We start from the raw sequence: 20,977 nt of genomic DNA, 5'->3' as shown, positions 1-20,977 counted from the left end.
TTTATTTTTTCATTTTGTGTGAATGTTCATGTTTTTTCCTTAATAACCGTTTAAAACTTGTATGAGAAGGATAGCTTCTGTTCGGAGTTATATTGTTGAATAAAAGAGCTGCGAGTAAAAGAATGATGCAGCCTGATAAAACCGGAGAAAGTACATACCAATATCCAAGGTCCGGAATTTTTCCTGTAGAGCTTACTGCAATCAGAGCGGTTGCTCCTCCGGGTGGATGAAGGGTTTTTGTATACTGCATCAAGACAATAGAAAAAGCTACAGCCAGAGGTGCAGCAAGCCATATGATATCAGGAACGATTTTATAAACCGTAACTCCCACAAGCGCTGAAATAACATGTCCACCCACTAAATTTCTGGGCTGGGCAAGAGGACTCTGAATGGCCCCATAGATCAGAACACTTGATGCACCAAAGGAACCGATGAGGAAGATGTTCTCAGTGGCAGCTAAAGAATGGGACTGAATAAATGCAATAATTCCGATCCCGACAAATGCTCCTAAAAAAGACCAGAAATGCTCTTTATAATCAACCAGTGTTTCTCGGTAAATCACATATTTCGAAACCCTGAACGTTCTTTTTATTGTTTTCTTCACAATTTCTTTCTATTAATTAGTATTCAAAAGTTTCATAATGATTGACATTTTCCTCAAATTCCAGTAAAAATCTTTTGTCTTCAGGATAATATTTTGCCTTTTCATAATCATCTCCTGCAAATTTTCTGATACTTTCATAAGAGTCCCATTCGGTAACAGTAAAAAAATGACAAATTTCCTGATCTTTTTTTCTCAATATTTTTGTAGATAGATTTCCTGGGGTATTTTTATAGTGTAAAACACCTGTTTCTTCAACGTATTTAAGGTATTCATCTGCCTTCTCAGCATTGACAACTCCATGCCATATTCTGGTAATCTTTTTCATATTTAATTTTTTTCAGTCGGTTTATTTATAATTTGAATTAAATTTTCAATGAAAGGTTGGGTATAAAGCCCTTCTGTATCATAATCAGGATCCAGTATATGGGATTTATTCCTTTATGAAAACCAAATTTCCTGAGCCATGCAGGAAGTTTTCTTACTCCCGTTTCTATCTCATGCTCCTTTTTAGTGAGCCCAAGATTTAAAGGAAACTCTAAAATAGTGATGTCCTTTTTCATAGCTTGATTTGATCAAAGATACGGAAATACTCGACAACAAACGAATACAAATGAATTTAAATAGTTTATAACCGACTAAGATGTTTTGGTGTAACAATCTTTGCAACAGAGATTTGAGAAAGACAGTGAACGTCTCTTATCTGAATTATTAATCTTAAAAATTTTAAAGTTATGTCACTAAGAAACAAAGTAACATTAATTGGTTACACAGGTAAAGAAGTTGAAACAGTAAACTTCGAAAGCGGAAATGTAAAAGCAAGCGTGTCGCTAGCCACCAGCGATCATTACACGAATGCAAAAGGCGAAAAAGTGGAAGAAACACAATGGCATAATCTGATTGCTTTTGGAAAGACAGCTGAAATCCTTCAGAAGTATGTACCCAAAGGAAAAGAAATTGCAATTGAAGGAAAACTTACCTACAGATCGTATGATGACAAAGACGGCGTTAAGCGTTATATAACCGAGATCAGAATCGATGAGATCCTGCTTTTAGGAGGTAAATAATTTTAAAAACACAAATGATGAATGTAAAAGTTTTTAAAATCAGACTTTCCAAGGAATTTCTTCATAGAGATCAAAAAATGCTTGATGATTTTCTTGACGTGAACGAAATTATAAAAGTGGAAACCGCTTTTGTAAACGATGAATGTTATTGGTCCGTAATCCTGTATTTTGAAGAGCTGAAAACAGCCAAAAATACAGTGAAGGAACCAAAGGCAGTAAAGTACTCTGCAGATAATGATACTTTAAACTCCGATGAAGAGAAAATTTTAGATGCCCTGAAATACTGGAGATCTGAGAAGGCGAAAGAACAGAATCTCCCCACTTATTTTATCGCGAGCAATAAAGAACTGATGTCTGTGGCTAAGTATAAACCTGCTAAAAAAGAAGAGCTGCTTGAGATCAAAGGTTTCGGAAAACATAAGATTGAAAACTATGGTGAAGAGATTTTAGAGATTCTTGAAAGTGTCTGATTTTTGAACTTCTTAATGATGATGTATCAGGAGCTGGGGGAGATTTCTCCCTCAGCTTTTTTATCTTTCGGAAAAGTCCTTTCAATTCCTTATTTTTGCATCTATCAAAATGACATATAGCAAATGAAGCCAAGTTTAGCAAAAGGAACGAGAGATTTTACAGCACAGGAAGTTTCAAGAAGAAAATATATTATTAATATTTTACAGAATAATTTTGAATTGTTCGGTTTTCAGCCACTAGAAACCCCAAGCTTTGAAAATCTTTCTACTTTGACAGGAAAGTACGGAGAAGAAGGTGACCGATTGATCTTTAAAATTTTGAACTCAGGGGAATACGCTTCAAAAGTGAATCAGGAAGACTGGGATAATAAAAATCATCAGAAACTTATTTCTCAAATTTCAGATAAAGCGCTCCGTTATGACCTTACCGTACCTTTTGCAAGGTTCGTGGCTATGAATCATGGTAAGCTGACATTTCCTTACAAACGTTACCAAATTCAGCCGGTATGGAGAGCAGACCGTCCACAGAAGGGCAGATTCAGAGAATTTTACCAATGTGATGCAGATGTGGTAGGAAGCGAAAGCTTATTACAGGAAGTGGATTTGGTTCAGCTATATCTGAAATCATTCTCCGATCTGAAAATTCCTGTTACCATCCATATGAACAACAGAAAGATCCTTTCCGGTCTGGCAGAATATGCAGGTATTACTGATAAACTGATTGAATTTACTGTAGCTCTCGATAAACTGGACAAAATAGGAAAAGAAGGAGTTGTTAAAGAATTACTGGAAAGAGAAATTTCTCAGGAATCTATTGATAAATTGGAGTTCTTATTTAATCAGTCCGATGATGCGCTGGAAAATCTTCTTCAGTTAAAAGAAAAATTTGCTGACAGTGAAATTGGACTGAAAGGAGTGGAAGAACTTGAATTTGTCCTTACTCAATCTCTGAACCTTGGTGTAGATATGCAGAATCTGGTATTCAATATTACGCTGGCCAGAGGTTTAGATTACTATACCGGGGCTATTTTTGAAGTGAAAGCGGATGAGGTGGCAATGGGATCCATCGGAGGTGGTGGTAGATATGACAACCTTACAGAGGTTTTCGGAGTTAAAAATATTCCGGGAATCGGGATCTCGTTTGGTTTGGACAGGGTTTATCTGGTGATGGAAGAGCTTAATCTTTTCCCTGAAGAAGCTTCAATGAAAGTAGAATACCTTTTTGCTAACTTCGGAGGAGAAGAAACAGTAGAAGCTTTAAAACTGATCATGCAACTAAGGGAAAAAGGAATTTCCGCTGAGCTGTACCCTGAAAATGCAAAGCTGAACAAACAATTTACATACGCTGAAAAGAAAGGTATTAAAAATCTTGTTTTTTTAGGAGAAGAAGAAATTAAAAACGGAACAGTTACTTTTAAGGATCTGGGAGCTGGAGAACAGAAAACAGTTTCTTTGGAAGAGTTTTTAGGGTAATATTCTGGAAAATATAAAATTAAAAAGCATTATCAATCGATAATGCTTTTTGCATTTACTGGTATTAATATTTGTGCGAGTTATGTTTTTGTAAGAATGACTGTTAAATTTTATTTTTAAAATAATAGACTTATGTCTTTCCCTATTTTAGAAAAAAATTAAATTTGTAATATCTACCATTTATAAAAGCTAATAATGAGTGAAAAATCAAGACTTGACGAAATAAAAGATGAACTGGAAATATTAGACATCAATCCTACTATTTTTGCAAGGAAAGAAATCCGTGAGTTACCGGAAATTCTTTCTATTGACGAAAAAATAGTTTATCTCGTTGAAGGAAGAAACAAAACAACCAAACACCACATCATTTTGGTCGCTACTGACAGAAGGTTAATTTTTGTTGATAAAGAATTCATGTACGGATTAAAAGTTGAAGATTTTTCATACGATAAAGTCAGTTCAATTCAGTACGAAAAAGAGTTTATGCTGGCTTCCATAGATATTCATATTTCGGATAATGTTCTTGAAATTGATAATGTTGGAAAATATTATGCAGAATTATTTTGTGAAAAAGTAAGGGACTTTATGGCCCGTCCTAAAGAATATTTTCAAAGTAAATCAGAACCTTCAGTTTTAGATCAATTGGAACAGTTGGGGAGACTCAGAGAAAGTGGAGTGTTAAGTGAAGAAGAATTTGCAGAACAGAAAAAGAAACTGCTGAACCAGCCTTTGTAAATATAACGAGCAAACCATGATGGACATCGTGCCTTATAATATTATAGAGAAATGGTTGAGGGCATGGTCATTGTCCAGAAAACTTCCTCTTCCGGTAAGATACAAATCCGGTTTTAAAGTAGAAGTAGGAGAAGAAAAGCAGAAAATAAGATATGTTTTTCCTGAGATCAATGATGATTTCATTGAACTCTCAAAACAGATTGATGAACCCTGGATTTACCTCAAGGTTTGCGCCTCTCCGGATGAGGTAAATAATAGGATATCAGAAAAATGGATAATTCAGCCTCCCGGATACATGATGTTCTGTTCCAGTCCGATGAATATTTCACGGAAAAGCCTGAGCGAAAGCTATCGGCTTGAATATGAAAACTACAATTCCACAACAGCGGTTAAGATTATTGATGAAAATGGAGAGTTGGCTTGCATAGGCAGAATTGTGCTTGCAGGTGATATGGCAGTTTATGACAGAATTGTAACAGCAGAAAACCATCAAAGAAATGGACTCGCTACTTTTCTGATGCATGAACTCGAGAAAATTGCAGTATCAAATGGTATTCACAACAATTTTTTAGTGGCAACAGAGCAGGGAAAATCACTTTATGAAACAATGGGGTGGGAGCTTTACAGTTCTTATACATCCATTGTTATTCCCGGAATTTGATTGTTTGTACATAAGTATTAAGTAAAATAATCTCAAAACATTTTCTAAATTAGCATTAAACAAACACCATGGAAAATTACCTGGAAATCAATAAAAACTCATGGAATGCCAAAGTAGATCCTCACCTGAAATCGGATTTCTATTTTGTAGATGAATTCCTGAAAGGAAGAAACTCACTCAATCCGATAGAGCTGGAGCTTCTAGGAGATATAAAAGGTAAAAGTATTCTGCATCTTCAATGTCATTTCGGACAGGATTCTATTTCCTTGTCAAGAATGGGAGCTCAGGTTATTGGTATAGACCTGTCTGATAAAGCTATTGAAGCAGGAAAAGAGCTTGCACAGCAATGTGGTACCGATACAGAATTTATCTGTTCGGATGTATACAGCCTTCCGGAGATTCTTGATCAGAAATTTGATATCGTCTATACAAGTTACGGAGTAATAGGCTGGCTTCCTGACCTAGATAAATGGGCAGAGGTCATCAGCCATTATTTAAAACCAGGTGGAAAATTTATAATGGCGGAATTTCATCCTGCCGTCTGGATGTTTGATGATGATTTTACGAAAGTTGCCTACAATTATTTTAATGAAAAACCTATTGTAGAAACCTACGAAGGAACCTATGCTGATCAATCTGCAGATATTGTTCAGCAGTATGTGATGTGGAACCATTCTTTAGCTGAAGTGTTGCAGAATCTAATAAATCATGATATACAACTGGAAAAATTCCAGGAATTTGACTGGTCACCTTATCCGTGTTTCAACCATGTGGAAGAATTTGAAAAAGGGAAATGGCGGATTTCAAAGTTTGATAATAAATTGCCGTTGGTTTATGCTTTGAAAGGATATAAAAATTAATTTTACAGTATCATTTAAAATAAAAAGTCATCATAATCCTGAGATTACGATGACTTTTCATATATGAATGTTAAAAAAACTAATCTGCTTTTAGCTTAAAGAATCTTCAGCTTTTGTTTTAGCTTCGTCTACTTTATTCTGAACCTGGGATGCAACATCATTGGCTTTGTTCTTCACGTCATTTCCCCATTTGTTCAGGTTGTCTTTTGCAGTATTGATTTTATCTTTTACAGCCTGCTTTTCTTCAGGTGTAGAGTTCTTGTATTTCCAATATGCTAAAGCACCTACCCCTAGTAAGGCCAATAGCCCTTTTGTTTTATTTCCCATGATTTTTATTTTTAATGATTTATATTAAAACTTGTTACTAGTAAACATGTAAAATACGTGCCAAAAAATTAAATAGGATAATAAAAAAATGTTAAAATTATTGAAAGACCTGAAAATCTTCTCCGTCAAAACTTGCAAAGACCATCGTAGGATAAGAATCCTGATGATAGATATTTCCGTCTTTATCAATAGCGATAGCCCCTGCAAAGCCATCTATGGTCTGAAGTTCCTCAAATGTCTTATTAAAAGCCTGTTTCAGACTCATTCCGTCAGTAGTTCTCGTTACAATCTTTGCAGCAGTGGCATTGCTTACAATATCTTCTCCTACACCTGTACAGCTTACTGCACAGACTGAATTGGCATAATTTCCTGCTACCGTCGCCGAATCTGAAATCCTTCCAGGAATCTCAAAGCCTTTCCCGCCTGTAGAGGTTGCTACTGCCAGCTTTCCGTCTTTATCAAGAACAACACAGCCTACCGTTCCTTTACCGCCATTATTAAGTTTAGCTTCATATTCACTTCTTCTTTGGGGAATCTCCGTTGAGAAATTTTCGAAACCATGTTCAGAGGCATAAATCTTAGCACCATTACCACCCAGAACCCTGTCATCCTCTTTGATTAGCTCTTTTGCGACGAAAATCGGATTCTTTACATTCTGAAGATTGATTACACCGCTTAACTTCTGCGTTTCTCCATCCATAATTGCTGCGCTCATACGGATCACACCGTCACTTTGTATCTGAGAGCCGATGCCTGCATTGTACAATGGATCATCTTCCAGAAGAGAAACGGCATAAGCTGCCGTATCAAAAGCAGAATGCGTCTGAAGATATTCAAAAGCCTTTTGGACAATCTGTTTTAAAGAATTTTGTTTTGCCGTCTTTACTTCATGACTTTGATCGCTTTCAGAGAAAAAACCGCCGTGGATAATGATTTTCATAAGATTGTATTTGCCAATTGTGAAAAGTCAATGGTCAATTTTAAAGATAACGATAAAATTTTAACCGGTGAAATTCACTATTCACGATTGACCGTTAACTTTTATTTATCCTGTGGGATAGGGTTGAACTGTGAATTTTCGATCGTAAGTTTTTTTGTGGTAAGGTCGTAATGATCATTCATAGACATAACATGTACCGTAAGATTATCGATTGAAATAGGTTCACCCAGGTTGATATTCGTAAGGTTGGTATCCTTAATAAATCTTCCATCTACCAGGATCACCAGCCCTGAACCTACAGCTGTCATAATATCATTATGGATAAAAAGTCCGGTGTCTTCACCCAGTCCTATTCCCAATGTTCTCGGATTGTTGACTACAGCCTGAAAAAGACGCCCGATTCTGCCACGCTGTACGAAGTGTGTATCAATAATTACATTATCTATAAGACCCAGCCCCTGCGTTGTTTTAATTTCTCCCTTTAAAAGAGATTCAGAGCTGCTTCCCTGGTAGATCATATTTTCAGAAGCCGCCGCCGCACCGGCAGAAGTCCCTGAATAGATAAAATCCTGCTCCTGGTATTTCAGTAAGATAGTATCGTGAAATCTTGTTCCACCAAGAATAGAAGTCAGCCTGAGCTGATCTCCCCCGGTGAACATCACAACATCTGCTGCATTAGCTCTGGCTGCCATAGCATCAGAATTGGCCTCTTCACGGTTGTGGATATCGAGAATATTTACATTTTTGGCGCCAAGAAATTCAAAAGCTTTTTTGTATTCTGTGCCTACAATTTGAGGGATCTGGGAGGCTGTGGTTACAATTTCGATGACAGAATTTTCCTTAAGCTTAGATTCGTTAATGATCTTTCTTAAGATTCCTCTTTCAAAAAAGTTAAGGTTTTTTTCAATGTTCTGGTCGAAATCGGTTTCTGCAAAGCTTCCTTTGTTTACAGCTCCTCCGATAATAATTAATTTTCCAACGGGTCTCATCATAGTGTGCAAATTTAAAAAATAATTAACATTTGGCGAAATTCATGCCACATTTTAATGATTTTTAATGTTTTAGAATTGTTAATTTTTTTTAATTTTTTTTTGGGAATCTTTAAATGTGGTATAGTTTGGTTTAGGGTTTTACATTATCTTTGATTTTTGAAGGAGTTATTGTTAACTGATAAAATGCAAATAGATTATGAAAATTGAGAAGATACAGGCACTGCGAGGCCCAAACATCTGGAGTATCAGAAGAAAGAAGCTGATACAGATGAGGTTGGATCTTGAAGAAATGGAGAATTATCCTACCAATAAAATCGACGGTTTCAGAGAAAGAATTGAAAAGCTGATCCCTTCTCTGTTTACCCACAGGTGTTCAGAAGGAGTAGAAGGTGGATTCTTTCACAGAATAGAAACGGGAACCTGGATGGGGCATGTCATAGAACACATAGCGTTGGAAATACAGACGCTGGCAGGTATGGATGTAGGCTTCGGAAGAACCCGCGAAACAAAATCACCGGGAATATACAATGTTGTTTTTAATTATATTGAAGAAAATGCAGGCATTTATGCTGCTGAAGAAGCTGTAAATATAGCCCAGGCTTTAATAGATAATAAAGAATACGATATTAATGCCTGTATACAGAAATTGAAGGAGATCAGAGAACGTGTCCGCCTGGGACCTTCTACGGGAAGTATCGTGGAAGAGGCTGTTTCCAGAAAAATTCCATGGATAAGATTGGGAACAAATTCTTTGGTGCAGCTTGGATATGGGGTAAACCAACAGCGTTTCCAGGCTACCATTACAGGAAAAACAAGCTCAATTGCGGTAGATATTGCATGTAATAAAGAACTGACGAAAAAAATGCTCCATGATGCTGCTATACCTGTTCCTATCGGAGATCTGGTGATGGATGAAGAAGGTCTGGACAGCGTTATAAAAAGAATAGGCTATCCCATTGTACTAAAACCATTGGATGGAAATCACGGAAAGGGTTCTTCTATTAATGTAAACGATTGGGAAGCAGCAAAAATAGGATTGGAACATGCCCAGAAATATTCCAGAAAAGTCATTGTAGAAAAATATATTACAGGATATGATTTCAGGGTTCTGGTCATTAACAATAAAATGGTTGCTGCGGCAAGGAGAGTTCCCGCGCATGTAGTAGGCGATGGGGAACTGAATCTTCAGGAGCTGATCGATAAAGAAAACAGAGATCCGAGAAGAGGTTATGGCCATGAAAATGTGCTTACCGAAATAGAAGTAGACAAAGATACATTGGAACTTCTTGAAAAGCTTCAGTACACCCTTGAAACCGTCCCTCAGAAGGGAGAAGTGGTTTATTTGAAATCAACGGCTAATCTTTCTACAGGGGGCACTTCCATAGATGTTACTGATATGGTGCATCCGGAGAATATCACCATGGCTGAAAGAGTTTCCAAAATTATAGGTCTGGACGTCTGCGGCATCGATATTATGGCAGAAAACCTGACTCAGCCTCTTAAAGAAAGCGGTGCAGCCATTATTGAAGTAAATGCTGCTCCCGGATTCAGAATGCACCTGGCGCCAAGCGAAGGTTTACCGAGAAATGTAGCAGCTCCGGTAGTTGATATGCTGTATCCTCCGGGGAAACCGTTCACCATTCCCATTATCGCCGTGACAGGAACCAATGGAAAAACAACAACAACAAGACTGATTTCCCATATTGTAAAAAGCAATGGTTACAGAGTAGGCTTTACTACTTCTGACGGGATTTACATACAAAATACAATGCTTTCCAAAGGAGATACTACAGGACCGCTTTCTGCTGAGTTTGTTCTGAAAGATCCTACGGTAGAATTTGCTGTTCTGGAAACAGCAAGAGGCGGAATCCTGCGTTCAGGCTTAGGATTTTCACAATGTGATATCGGGGTTTTGACGAATATCGAAGAGGATCATTTAGGAATGAATGATATTCACAATCTAAAAGACCTGACGAAAGTAAAAAGAGTTGTTCTGGACAGTGTAAAGAAAAATGGCTGGAGCGTCCTGAATGCTGATAATGAATATTCCATGAAGATCATTAATGATCTGGACAGCAATGTCGCGATATTCAGTATGGATGAAAGTAATCCCCATATCGTAAAATTTGCCAAAGAAGGGAAAATTACCTGCATTTATGAAGAAGGTTTCGTGACGATTAAAAAAGGCGACTGGAAGATCAGAATAGGAAAGGCTAAAGATTTCCCGATCACCATGGAAGGAAAGGCCAGATTTATGATCGAAAATGTTTTAGCTGCTAGTTTGGCAAGCTATCTCTACGGTTTCGGAATCGAAGACATTTCCAATTCCTTAAGAACTTTTATTCCGAGTGCGCAGCTTACACCGGGAAGACTGAATATTTTTAAATTTAAGAATTTTAAGGTTCTTATTGATTTTGCACATAATCCTTCAGGCTACCAGGCAATAGAAGATTACCTTAAAAATGTAGAATCTACCAAGAAAATAGGCATTATTTCAGGAGTAGGAGACAGACGGGATGGTGATATCAGAGAATGCGGAAAAATTGCCGGAAGGATGTTTGATTATATCATCATCAGAAACGAAAAACACCTGAGAGGAAGAACGGAAGAAGAAATCAACGGATTGATCATCGATGGTATTAATGAAGCCGGAAGAGATGTGAGCTATGAGATTATACCTAAAGAAATTGAAGCTTTAAAACATGCCATGGGAATGGCTGAAGAAGGAACCTTTATCACTGCTTTAAGTGACGTTATTTCCAATGCAATCGATCTGGTACAGGATTACCAGGCACGCGAGCTTATGGAAGACGATAAAAATTCATAAAATAAATGATTTATACAAAAACGGCTGAATTTTCAGCCGTTTTTTATTTTAAACAAATTTTCATTCACTTTTTTTATCTATTAGATCTGCAAAATCTGTTTAATCTGCAAAAGGTTTCTTTAACACAAAGCTTTTATGAAAAGCGGGTTTTACCTTACGGAATGTAAACGAGGCGGCGAACCCGCTGATGAAGCTTTTTTGCAACTCTAAAATGTAGATAGCTAGTGCAAAATTTTGCGTTAGAAAAATATACAGATTAACTATTTTTCAAATCAAATAGTAGTTTTGCTTTTTTAAGATACAATTCCGTATCCTGTGAAAGATCAAGAAAGTATTCTACTTGCCATTTTTGAGTGGCTTTTGCCTGCTTATTTTCCGTGAGATCCCAGTTTGGATATACTCTGATTCCTCTTTTACCAATCTTTTGATCATGGGACAAAATTCCTTTTTCTATCAGAACTTCTTTAGGAAATATGAAAATTCCTTTATCATTGTCCGTGGAAGCTGAAATTAAATAAAAATCAAACAGATCATTGGAATCAAACGGAGCTGTTTCTCCCTTTTCATTACGTTTCCAGATAGTCACAAACTGGCCTGTTTTAGTTGGTGTTATCTTTGCTGTTCGGAATTTAATATTCAGTTGGTTTAGACCTAAACTGCAACCTGAATACTCTTGGGTTTCTATATCTTCTTCTACATTTAAAAGTTTCAGTCCAAGCAGCTGAAAAATCAGTTCATCGACATTTTTAAGATTCATGAATATCATTTTTTATCGCTCCATAAGCTTTTCTGTAGGCTAACATAGAGACTAATCATTGCAAAAATAGCAAATCCTCCTGAAGGCAGAAGGATTTGTTGTATTAATTGGGTTTTGTTTACTATCCTGTTTTTTGATTTGTCAAATTACTCCTCTCCAAAAAACGCATTAGAACTCCCGATCCATATGGCATCCTTCTTGTTAAAATCCACATTTACCATCGCAGCTTTAGTCATTCTTCCCAAGTTTTCCAGGAGAATAGGACGTTCGTCATTTTCGTGCCAGATGTAAAGCAATCTGATTTCAGCTTTTGAAAACTCTCCGTTGATATCTTCAAAAATTGGTTCATAAGTTACTTTTCTTTGTAAGATATAATTTTCCTTATCCTCAATAGCCTCAGTAATTTCTTTCGTAGGATTTAAATTCACTCCGCTTCCTGCAAATGAAAATAAAGGTTTCAATACAAAATTATCCAGACTTTCGGATTCGGGGAATTCGTGAAGAAAATAGCTCTTCGGAACGAATTGATGCTTCAGAATCGGAAGAAGAAACTTTGAAATCTTAAAGAACCAGTTAGGGTGTGTGATCCATTTAACATCAATATCATCACGGAAATCGAACCCGGTTTTCAGATCCGGAATTCTATCCAGTTCATCAAAAATGACACGGTTATAGATCCTTTTAATCTCAACAGTTTTTCCGTTGTTTTCATAAAACAGCTTTCTGCCTTCTTTTTTTACTTTAGTCAGGCAAACTGTTTTTATTCCCAGTAATTGTTCTGTTAGAGCAAAATCAATGGCTGTTTTCTGTTTCTCTGGAAATATTTCAAGGAGAATAACATTTTCAGGGTCCTCATCACCTATAATCAGCTCTTTTAAATGACTTTTGAACTCAGAATGCGGCATTGTATTTCTGATCTCAGAAAGAAAAGGGTAAACCTCACAAAATGTGTCCTCAAATACTTTTTGAAAAGCATATAAAGAAGGAAATGCCTGCAGTTCTATGAGTTGAGGTTCTATTTTTCCGTTTTCGCTTCGGCAGATCCCAAAATCAATGGTAAAAAAGTGAGGCTGAAGCGTGTCATTCGGCACTCTGCAGTTATCCGGAACAGCCTTGTAAAGCACTTCGGCAGGAAGTGCTTTTATCTGGTCAATAATACTTTCGCTTGCGTCAAGAAGTTTGTCTTTAAATTCATTTGTAAGAAAAAGCGGGCTTTCTGAAATTCTGAATGCCGGTGCAATATTTCCTTTCTGGGCAAGGCTTTCTTTAAGCTGATTATATTTTTCCTGCGAAAATTCCTGGTTGAACTGTTTTCTGTATTTTGGGATCATATTTTTTCTTTGTGGTTTTTATTTTAAAAAATCGAACATTTCTGTCCGATTTAATCTGTTATGGTTATTGCCATATCTTATTAATAATGCTTCGACTTCGCTCAGCATAACATCTCTAATACTGACTGTTATTTGTTCAGCATTGCCATGCTGAGCAAAGTCGAAGCATCTATTATATAAGCTTAAGCCAAAGCTTCACTTTCCTTTAAAATGTTTTTTTTTGCAGACTGAAGGAATCTCGGAAGGATTTGGCTTCTGGTAAGGATAATCTTGTCTTCATCATCTATTCTGTCTACAGTTTCAAGGTATTTCTCCATGCCGAAGTTCTCAATCATTGCCGTTTTATTCTTTTCGTCTTTCAGATTTTCTATCATGCCTTTGGGATCAGCTTCCGGATGAAACTGCGTTCCGAATATTTCATCTGAAAAACGTACAGCCATTATAGCTCTTTCCAGGTTAATATGTGGTCTGAATTTCTCGATAGCCGTGATTTTCATTCCCAACTCATCAAAACGGTCCATATCCGGCTCAATAAACTGGTACGCTCTGGAATCTACAGCATAAAAAGGATCCTGAAGATTTTTGAACAAAAACTCCTGCTTGCCTTCGTCTGTTTTATGAACCGGCATTACCCCGAAAGAATAAGATTTTCTTTTGCAGATATTTCCCAGCTTCCAGTGAATACTTGCCAATTGGAATGAATGGCAGATCAGGAACAGATATTTTTTATCTTCATTATGTTTATTATGTTTTAAAATACCATCCAGAAAAGCGGCATACTTGTCCTCCCATTCCAAACCTTCTCTGTGTGGGTTTCCAGGTCCGCCAGAAGAAATAAAGATGTCAAAATCTTCAATGTTGGGCATTTCATTCTTAAACCTTACATCAAATGTTTTGATCGTTACATTTTCTTCAGAACTTTGCTGGAATGCTTCTGAAATCTCTTTAATATTTCTAAAGCCTTGATTGACATGGTTGTTGTTCATATCAACCAGAGCGATTCGAATATCTTTCATACTACTTCATATTTTTTGCAAAGTTACCAAAAATATTACGAAGCCGTTTCGCCATGTGTTATGCCATACTCTGTTTCAGAGATCATATAATCTACTACTTTGGTAAGATCTCCGGTTTCATTAAATACTTTAAGCTGTCTGTCGGCTCCTGTTCCGTTTTCCAGGATGGTCCAGGCATATTCAACCTCTTTTCTGCAGTCTAGGTCATCTACTACATCATCAATGAATTCCAGGAGTTCTTTCAGCAGATGTGGATAAGGAACGGATTCTTCTTTTCCGAAATCAATCAGATGGGCTTCAATACCGCTTTTAGATGCTCTCCATTTGTTTTCGTTTAGCAATAATCTTCTGTAGCTTCTGAAACTTAAATTTTGCTGGTGAAGTTTATAGATTTTTGCTACTAAACTTTGCATAATGGCAGCCATACAAACTGTTTCCTCTATCCTTAAAGGCATGTCACAGATTCTGAATTCAATGGTAGGGTAGAATGGGTGGACACGCAGGTCCCACCAGATTTTCTTGGCATTATCTATAGTTCCGGTTTTTACAAGAAGTTCTACATAGCTGTCAAATTCAGCCAGTGAATTGAAGTAGCTGGGAATACCGGTTCTTGGGAATTTTACAAAAATTTCCTGTCTGTAAGACTTGAATCCTGTATTTCTTCCGATCCAGAAAGGTGAGTTGGTAGAAAGTGCATAGACGTGTGGAAGAAAATAACGCATCACATTCTGAATCCTTACCCCTTCTTCACGGTTAGGGATCCCAATATGGACATGGAGCCCGAAAATTAAATTTCCGCGGGCAACATCTCCCATATCATCCACGATCTTGTTATACCGCTCACCGTTGGTGATGGTGTTATGTTCCCAGTTAGAAAAAGGATGGGTTCCACCTCCGGAAACCCGAAGTCCCTGTTCATGAGCTGTATTGATTAAATGTCTTCTCAGGTTAGTCAGCTCCGTTCTGGCTTCCTTGATATTCTGGCAGATTCCGGTTTCCATTTCGATCATTGATTCATGCATTTCATGTTTTAGATTTTCACTTAAAACAGCTTTGCCCCCTTCAATGATCTTTGAAACATGAGATATTAAGTCTCTGCTCTCAACATCAATGATCTGATATTCTTCCTCGATTCCTATAGTAAACTGATGCATTTTTTTTTCGTGTTTTTTTATTTTTTTAATGTTTATTTTACGGAGTCTTTTACAAACGTACCCCAAGAGATGTTAGGTTTTCCAGGAACATATTCTTTTGCTTTTTCAATAGCCAGTTTAGCAGAATGCTCTACAATCCATGCAAAGTTTTCTTCACCTACCGAGTTTTTATCTGCATCAGGAGCCGGATTGCAGAAATCTATCGCATATGGAATTCCGTCTCTGATGGCAAACTCTACCGTATTGAAGTCGTAGCCTAGAGCTTCATTCATGGTAATAGTGTAATCATGAATTGTTTTTAACAGTTTTTCAAGTTCCTCTCCTTTGGTCTGATGTGTCGTGGCATACCTTAAGTGATGTGGATTACGTGGTTCGTAAGGCATAATGTGAACATATTTTTTGCCCAGACAGTAAACCCTGTAATAATCATCGAAAACAATTTCCTCCTGTACCATCATCACAAGCTGTTCTGTTTCGCTTAATTTTTCCCATAGATCTTCAGGATTTTCCACCCTGTATACACTTTTCCATCCGCCGCCGTCATGAGGTTTCATATAGGCAGGAAACCCTACATAATTGAAAATATATTCCCAGTCGTGAGGAAATTTCAGGTTTCTGAATGATGTTTCCGAAGTATCTGTAGGTCTTTCGTGCGAAGGAAGGAGTACTGTTTTAGGAAGCGGAATTCCAAGTTTTGTCATCAGCGCATTATTGAAGAACTTTTCGTCGGCGCTCCACCAGAATGGATTATTGATTACATAAGTTCCGTTAAGTGCTGCATTTTTCAAATAAGCCCTGTAAAAAGGAACATCCTGCGAAATTCTGTCGATAATGACTGCATAGCCGTAATCAGCTCCCTGCTCAAGTTTATCGATATTTACTGCTTCAGCAATGATTTCTCCGCCGCCCAGCTCATTCACTTTGTCGATAAACGCCCAAGGAAATGTGTCTTCCATACCGAATAGAATTCCCACTTTTTTTGCCATAATTTCTGTTTTTAAATTGGTATATGTTTTATTATTTTATCTTATTAAATGTACGGTTTCATGAGAAAAAAGTTCCTATAAAAGTAGGAAATACCATCCTCCATAACGGCCAGTCGTGATTGATCCATTTTCTCTCATCGTACCAGAAATCGATTCCCTTCGAGCTTAAGATCTCTGCCATTTCAATATTTTTATCCCTGCAGATGTCCTGGTCAGAAGTGCTCAGTACAATGTGCATATGTTTGTATTTCCATGCCTCGTCATTCTTTACAAATTCTCTCGGGCAGTTAAAATATACGAGTTCATCTGAATATCCGTCCATGAAATTCCTGATGCTGAATGCTCCGGAAAGACAGAACAGATGGGAAACCACGTCCGGAAACCTGAAAGCAAAATTAGCGGCATGATAACCTCCGAAACTTGCTCCTGCCACTGCAACACGGTGTGTTTTATGAATTTTCTGGATATAGGGGATAAATTCCTGAATCAGAAACTGTACATACAGCTCATAATTCTTTATCCTTTTCTGAGGCGAAATTTTTTCATCATAAAAGCTCCAGCTGTCAATCGTCTGGATATTATAAAGCTTTACTTTTCCCTGTTCTATAAACCAGTTGATACTTCCGTTGAGATGAAAGTCGTGATTTTGGGTGTATTGTCCCTGGGAAGTTGGAAACATAACGATGGGATACCCGTAATGTCCTGTAACCTCCACTTTAAGACTTGTTCCTAATATGTTTGAATAATAATCTGTATGTTCTATATGCGGCATTGATCAGTTTCTTTTATTATATATTGTGTTTAGCTTGTCAGTTTACTTTTGGGTGGCAGAATATTCAGCATTTCCGCCTGGATTTTTTCGGCAGCACTGTCTAGTCTTTGCTGTATAATATCCGGATCGCTGGATTTGTAAACAATTCCTACATGATGATCGATCGGAAGGAATTTCACAGCTTCCTCGCTGCTGAAAACACTGTAATCAGGCTCTTTATCTTTGATCAGGGCAATAATGAGACCTGAATAGTAACCTGTAGGTTTCGAAGCCTGATAGCTTTTTCCACGCAGAAGGGCATCTTCAATCTTGGCCCATTCCCGCCAGATATTAATATTACTGGAGGCTTCAACAAGATCAGGAATGTGTGCGCCTCCAACTCTGGAGGATGTTTCAAGGAAATACCATTTTCCATCGGATTTTCCACGGATAAATTCAGTATGGGTAGCTCCGTTCATTAATCCGAAACTGGAAAGAACTTTGGCATTGACTTCTTCAAGGGCTTTAAATTCATCGGAATATCTTCCCAGGGTTTTGGATCTGAATACACCGCCTTCATGAGAAACCTGCATAGGTGGTGCAAGGTATTTGGAAGCAGATGTAAATACAATTTCTTTATTAAAAGTCAGACTGTCCACATGATAGACATCTCCGGGTTTAAAACTTTCCAGCAAAAAAAGATGTCGCTCTTCACCAAGGGCATTCAGTTCGTTCCAGAGCTCATCTTTGGACGAAAATTTTTTAATCCCTGATGCTGACGCTTCTGAGCGGGGTTTTAATACCCAGGGAGCCGGAACTTTCTCTACAAAGCTGTTCACTTCATCATTATTAAAAACTGCTGTAAATTCCGGAACATTGATACCCGAATCTTTCGCTTTCTGACGCATAGCCAGCTTATCCCTAAAATAGCGGTGTGTAGTTTGTCCCATTCCCGGAATACGGAATGTTTCTCTGATCAATGCAGCCTTCTCCACATCATAATCGTCGAGGGCCACTACAGCATCTACTTTCCTGGTTTTCATCAGATGTGAAAATCCCTGGACCAGATGATCCAGATTCCAGACAGAAGGCTTTAATTCAGACATATAAAATACCTCATCAATAGCATGCCATGGCCAGTTTTTTTCTTTAAGGCCTTCTGATGTTATCAAGATAATTTTATTACCGAGCTTCTTCATTTCGTCCATGAAGTCATAGCCCTTGTAATAGCACGAAATACATACTATTGTTTTCTCCTCCATATAATGTTTTTTAGTTTTTAGTAAATTATCAAAAATAAAAGCAATTTTTTATTGATTAATTAATGTTAAAAACCACAATAAACTGCGTTTTTGAAAATACATACTCAAGTATACAGAGAAATTTTGAAAAAAACTAATTTTTAGTGATAATTTTCAATTAAATCGGCCAGCAGCTGTACTCCAAAGCCGGTTGCTGCTTTTTCTTTTGAATATCCCGTACTTCCGAAAGCAACTCCTGCAATATCCAGATGTGCCCATTTAGGATGGTTTTCAATAAACTGCTCCAGAAATTTAGCGGCTATGATGCAATCACCGATAGGTTTCATAGAGATGTTTTTCAGATCTGCAACGTCAGACTGTATATCATCTTTCCATACATCCCATAAAGGAAGATTCCATACTCTTTGGTTGGTATTGTCTCCGGTTTTTACCAGAAGGCTTTTCAGCTCATCATGATTGGAGAACATGGCTCCGCAGGTATCGCCGAACATTCTTACAGAGCTTCCTGTTAAGGTAGCAAGGTCAATCAGAAAATCCGTTTTATAGTTTCTGGCAAGATAAGAAAGTCCGTCAGCGAGAATCATTCTGCCTTCTGCATCCGTATTGAGTACTTCAATGGTTTTTCCGTTGTAGGCCGTAATAACGTCGCTTGGAAGAAAAGCCTTTTCAGAAATGGCATTATCCGTGATAGGAAGTACGGCAACGATATTCACCGGAAGCTTCATTTCTGCTGCATAGATCAGGGTTCCGATAACTGCCGTGGCACCTCCCATATCAGATTTCATGTAATGCATATTGTCCGGGTTCTTCAGGGAAATACCTCCTGTATCAAAAAGGACACATTTCCCGACCAAACCAAATGTTTTGGCATTTTTAACGGTAGTTTTATATTCTATAATGGTAAAAGCAGCATCATAAGCACTTCCCTGGTTAACCGACAGATAAGCGCCTAGGCCTAATTCTTCGCATTTTTTTCTATTGAATACAGTATATTTTAAATCATATTTCTTGGCCATATTTTTCAGAAACAGACTTAATATATCAGGTTTCTTAAGATTAGCCGGCTTATTCAACCATTCCTGACAGGTTGTTTGTCCGTTGGCTAGCGCTTCGGCTTTTGAGCTGATTGTATCCAGCTTTTTCTGGCTTAAATTTTCAAAATGGATCTCAAATTTTGGATTCCAAAAAGCATGCTTTTTATCAAAAGGATAGCTGTATGTTCCAAAAAGTAAACCTTTTACGAACTCTTCGAACTGTTTCTCATTCAGAAAATCTGCTAAAACGAGACTAGGAACAGCCTGAAGCTTATCTTTTTGTGTTTGGGAGAATTTAACGGCTACCTGCTGAACCTCGAAATTCTGCAGCGTGGATTTGCCTAAACCGATTAGATACATGATCCTTTCCTCATCAGTATGAATGAAAACCTCATATTTCTTTCCGGAGAAAAAAGAAGAGATGTTTTTATTGTAATTTTTGCTGGATTTTTTCCATTCTTCTTCTGTGAAAAGGTGAAAAACCTGTGTGTATTTTTTATTTTTTTTGTTGATCAGTTTCATAAGCTTAATTTTTAATGCTCTGTTGTTGTGGTTTTACTTCTACCGGATTTTCCGTGTTATCATAGAACAGCCACTCAATGGCTCTGGGAAACTCCTGGGACCAGTAAAATTCACTGTGGGTTCCTTCCGGATTGATGCTGGTCCTGAATTCAAAGTCAAAAAGATTCTTCTTTTCCCAACGCTTTAGATATTCTTCAAAAACATGGATTCTTTTTACCATTTTGGAACCTTCCTGGCCACCTCCATACAGGTATATTTTGGTTTTAAAAGGAACCCTGAAGCTCATCATCGGAAAATTATTGTTAGGTTCCACCCAAAGTGAAGGGGAGAAGATCAACAGTTTAGAATAAACCTCAGGATAAAGAAATCCGCTGTAAATACTGATCAGCGCACCCAATGAGCTGCCCCCGATTCCTGTATTGTCACGGTCTTTTTTCGTGCGGTAGTGTTCATCCACAAAAGGCTTTAAAGTATCTGTAATGAAACGGATGTATTTTTTTCCTTCCGAGCCGTTCGCAATATTGTCATTGTCAAAGATATATTCCTTGATACGTTCTTCACTGCCGTGTTCTATCGCAATGATAATAACATCACCACGTCCATATTCCGCTAAAATAGAAAGCTTTTTATCAATTTCCCAGTTTCCGTACCCACTTCCTTCGTTGAAAAGATTTTGGGCATCCTGAAGATAAAGCACGGGATAGCTTTTATCGGATACATAATAGTCGTAAGGCAATACAGCCCAGATTTTCCGGTACCGTTCTAGTTGTGGAATGTAGAATTCTTCCGAAATAACTTCTGCAATCGGGAAAAACTCCTTTTTAAAAGGTCCCCAGTTGAGCCTCCATTTTTCTATAATATCAGATGTTTTCCCGGATGTTTTTTCAGCTTTCCGGTTTGGAGTGATGTTTCCGTATTTATCGAGCTCCACATTTTCCCAGCCTCCTTTTGTGAATTTATATTCTACGGTATTCGGAAGTATTTCGTTGTCAATCTCTATAAAATAATTGTGCGGATCCAGCTGTTTAAGCTGATAATTGTAGTCTCTTGGGTTCCAATTGTTGAAATTTCCGGTGATGTATACCGTTCTGTCGTCGCTTTCTTCAGTATAAAGTTCAAACCTCATCCTATGTGTTTAATATAATTTTGAAGCTAAATTTATAAAAAAGATTGTTTTAAAATCATAAAAAGATAAATATAAAAAATAATAT

22 protein-coding genes are annotated in these 20,977 nt (G+C 37.4%); 7 read left to right on the top strand and 15 right to left on the bottom strand.

Annotated features, from left to right (window positions below; translation table 11 throughout):
* Position 1: 1 nt before the first annotated feature.
* From DRF61_RS14275 to DRF61_RS14265, 3 genes are read right to left on the bottom strand one after another with little or no spacing between them, the layout of a single operon-like run.
* Positions 2-604, bottom strand: a complete 603-nt coding sequence (locus DRF61_RS14275; RefSeq protein ID WP_111958183.1) for an HPP family protein — start codon at positions 602-604, stop codon at positions 2-4.
* Between the two features lie 16 nt (positions 605-620).
* Positions 621-929 (bottom strand): antibiotic biosynthesis monooxygenase, encoded by a 309-nt coding sequence (locus DRF61_RS14270; RefSeq protein WP_111958181.1) that lies wholly within the window; start codon positions 927-929, stop codon positions 621-623.
* A 37-nt stretch (positions 930-966) separates the two neighbouring features.
* Positions 967-1,164 carry a hypothetical protein gene (locus DRF61_RS14265; protein ID WP_174772315.1) on the bottom strand — a complete coding sequence of 66 codons (198 nt, stop codon included), beginning with the start codon at positions 1,162-1,164 and terminating at the stop codon, positions 967-969.
* Between the two features lie 171 nt (positions 1,165-1,335).
* Here DRF61_RS14265 and DRF61_RS14260 point away from each other — a divergent pair, with 171 nt between their 5' ends.
* The 6 genes from DRF61_RS14260 (at position 1,336) to DRF61_RS14235 (ending at position 5,867) form a co-directional block, all read left to right on the top strand.
* Positions 1,336-1,668, top strand: coding sequence for a single-stranded DNA-binding protein (locus tag DRF61_RS14260; RefSeq protein WP_048504355.1), 333 nt, complete (start codon positions 1,336-1,338; stop codon positions 1,666-1,668).
* Between the two features lie 14 nt (positions 1,669-1,682).
* The gene (locus DRF61_RS14255) at positions 1,683-2,138 is read left to right on the top strand and encodes an HRDC domain-containing protein (protein ID WP_223559328.1); all 456 of its coding nucleotides are present in this window, start codon (positions 1,683-1,685) and stop codon (positions 2,136-2,138) included.
* A gap of 123 nt (positions 2,139-2,261) precedes the next feature.
* A complete protein-coding gene (hisS, locus tag DRF61_RS14250) occupies positions 2,262-3,611 on the top strand; it encodes a histidine--tRNA ligase (RefSeq protein WP_111958177.1) in 1,350 nt (449 codons plus the stop codon).
* Between the two features lie 195 nt (positions 3,612-3,806).
* Positions 3,807-4,346 carry a PH domain-containing protein gene (locus DRF61_RS14245; protein ID WP_111958400.1) on the top strand — a complete coding sequence of 180 codons (540 nt, stop codon included), beginning with the start codon at positions 3,807-3,809 and terminating at the stop codon, positions 4,344-4,346.
* A 16-nt stretch (positions 4,347-4,362) separates the two neighbouring features.
* On the top strand, positions 4,363-5,007 hold the full coding sequence (locus DRF61_RS14240) for a GNAT family N-acetyltransferase (protein WP_111958175.1): 645 nt from the start codon (positions 4,363-4,365) through the stop codon (positions 5,005-5,007).
* Between the two features lie 68 nt (positions 5,008-5,075).
* Positions 5,076-5,867: a class I SAM-dependent methyltransferase gene (locus tag DRF61_RS14235; protein WP_111958173.1), complete on the top strand. Its 792-nt coding sequence runs from the start codon at positions 5,076-5,078 to the stop codon at positions 5,865-5,867.
* Between the two features lie 90 nt (positions 5,868-5,957).
* Here DRF61_RS14235 and DRF61_RS14230 read toward each other — a convergent pair whose 3' ends face one another.
* From DRF61_RS14230 to DRF61_RS14220, 3 genes are all read right to left on the bottom strand, one after another.
* The gene (locus DRF61_RS14230; protein WP_111958171.1) at positions 5,958-6,194 is read right to left on the bottom strand and encodes a YtxH domain-containing protein; all 237 of its coding nucleotides are present in this window, start codon (positions 6,192-6,194) and stop codon (positions 5,958-5,960) included.
* Between the two features lie 97 nt (positions 6,195-6,291).
* Entirely contained in the window at positions 6,292-7,134 is an 843-nt protein-coding gene (locus DRF61_RS14225; RefSeq protein WP_111958169.1) for an isoaspartyl peptidase/L-asparaginase, read from the bottom strand.
* Between the two features lie 101 nt (positions 7,135-7,235).
* Positions 7,236-8,126 (bottom strand): cyanophycinase, encoded by an 891-nt coding sequence (locus DRF61_RS14220; protein ID WP_373426874.1) that lies wholly within the window; start codon positions 8,124-8,126, stop codon positions 7,236-7,238.
* Positions 8,127-8,322: 196 nt separating this feature from the next.
* Between DRF61_RS14220 and cphA the strand changes: the two genes are divergently transcribed.
* Positions 8,323-10,953, top strand: coding sequence for a cyanophycin synthetase (gene cphA, locus DRF61_RS14215; protein ID WP_111958167.1), 2,631 nt, complete (start codon positions 8,323-8,325; stop codon positions 10,951-10,953).
* A gap of 256 nt (positions 10,954-11,209) precedes the next feature.
* Here the strand turns inward: cphA and DRF61_RS14210 are convergent, their stop codons facing one another.
* The 9 genes from DRF61_RS14210 to DRF61_RS14170 form a co-directional block, all read right to left on the bottom strand.
* Positions 11,210-11,710, bottom strand: a complete 501-nt coding sequence (locus DRF61_RS14210; RefSeq protein WP_228452662.1) for a MepB family protein — start codon at positions 11,708-11,710, stop codon at positions 11,210-11,212.
* 146 nt (positions 11,711-11,856) lie between these two features.
* Complete coding sequence (locus DRF61_RS14205) at positions 11,857-13,041, bottom strand: hypothetical protein (protein ID WP_111958163.1); 1,185 nt, start codon at positions 13,039-13,041, stop codon at positions 11,857-11,859.
* A gap of 182 nt (positions 13,042-13,223) precedes the next feature.
* On the bottom strand, positions 13,224-14,057 hold the full coding sequence (locus tag DRF61_RS14200) for a type 1 glutamine amidotransferase (RefSeq protein WP_111958161.1): 834 nt from the start codon (positions 14,055-14,057) through the stop codon (positions 13,224-13,226).
* A 35-nt stretch (positions 14,058-14,092) separates the two neighbouring features.
* Positions 14,093-15,211 carry a carboxylate-amine ligase gene (locus DRF61_RS14195; protein ID WP_111958159.1) on the bottom strand — a complete coding sequence of 373 codons (1,119 nt, stop codon included), beginning with the start codon at positions 15,209-15,211 and terminating at the stop codon, positions 14,093-14,095.
* A gap of 32 nt (positions 15,212-15,243) precedes the next feature.
* The gene (locus DRF61_RS14190; protein WP_111958157.1) at positions 15,244-16,197 is read right to left on the bottom strand and encodes an ATP-grasp domain-containing protein; all 954 of its coding nucleotides are present in this window, start codon (positions 16,195-16,197) and stop codon (positions 15,244-15,246) included.
* A gap of 58 nt (positions 16,198-16,255) precedes the next feature.
* The gene (locus DRF61_RS14185) at positions 16,256-16,969 is read right to left on the bottom strand and encodes an alpha/beta hydrolase-fold protein (protein ID WP_111958155.1); all 714 of its coding nucleotides are present in this window, start codon (positions 16,967-16,969) and stop codon (positions 16,256-16,258) included.
* A 29-nt stretch (positions 16,970-16,998) separates the two neighbouring features.
* Positions 16,999-18,210: an ATP-grasp domain-containing protein gene (locus DRF61_RS14180; RefSeq protein WP_111958153.1), complete on the bottom strand. Its 1,212-nt coding sequence runs from the start codon at positions 18,208-18,210 to the stop codon at positions 16,999-17,001.
* Positions 18,211-18,350: 140 nt separating this feature from the next.
* A complete protein-coding gene (locus DRF61_RS14175; protein WP_111958151.1) occupies positions 18,351-19,766 on the bottom strand; it encodes a leucyl aminopeptidase family protein in 1,416 nt (471 codons plus the stop codon).
* Positions 19,767-19,770: 4 nt separating this feature from the next.
* A complete protein-coding gene (locus DRF61_RS14170; RefSeq protein ID WP_111958149.1) occupies positions 19,771-20,892 on the bottom strand; it encodes an alpha/beta hydrolase-fold protein in 1,122 nt (373 codons plus the stop codon).
* Positions 20,893-20,977 lie beyond the last annotated feature (85 nt).

Source organism: Chryseobacterium lathyri (assembly GCF_003290185.1).
Lineage (GTDB): Bacteria > Bacteroidota > Bacteroidia > Flavobacteriales > Weeksellaceae > Chryseobacterium > Chryseobacterium lathyri.
Note: the sequence above shows the minus strand (reverse complement) of the source record. Positions and strands in the feature narration are given on the sequence as shown.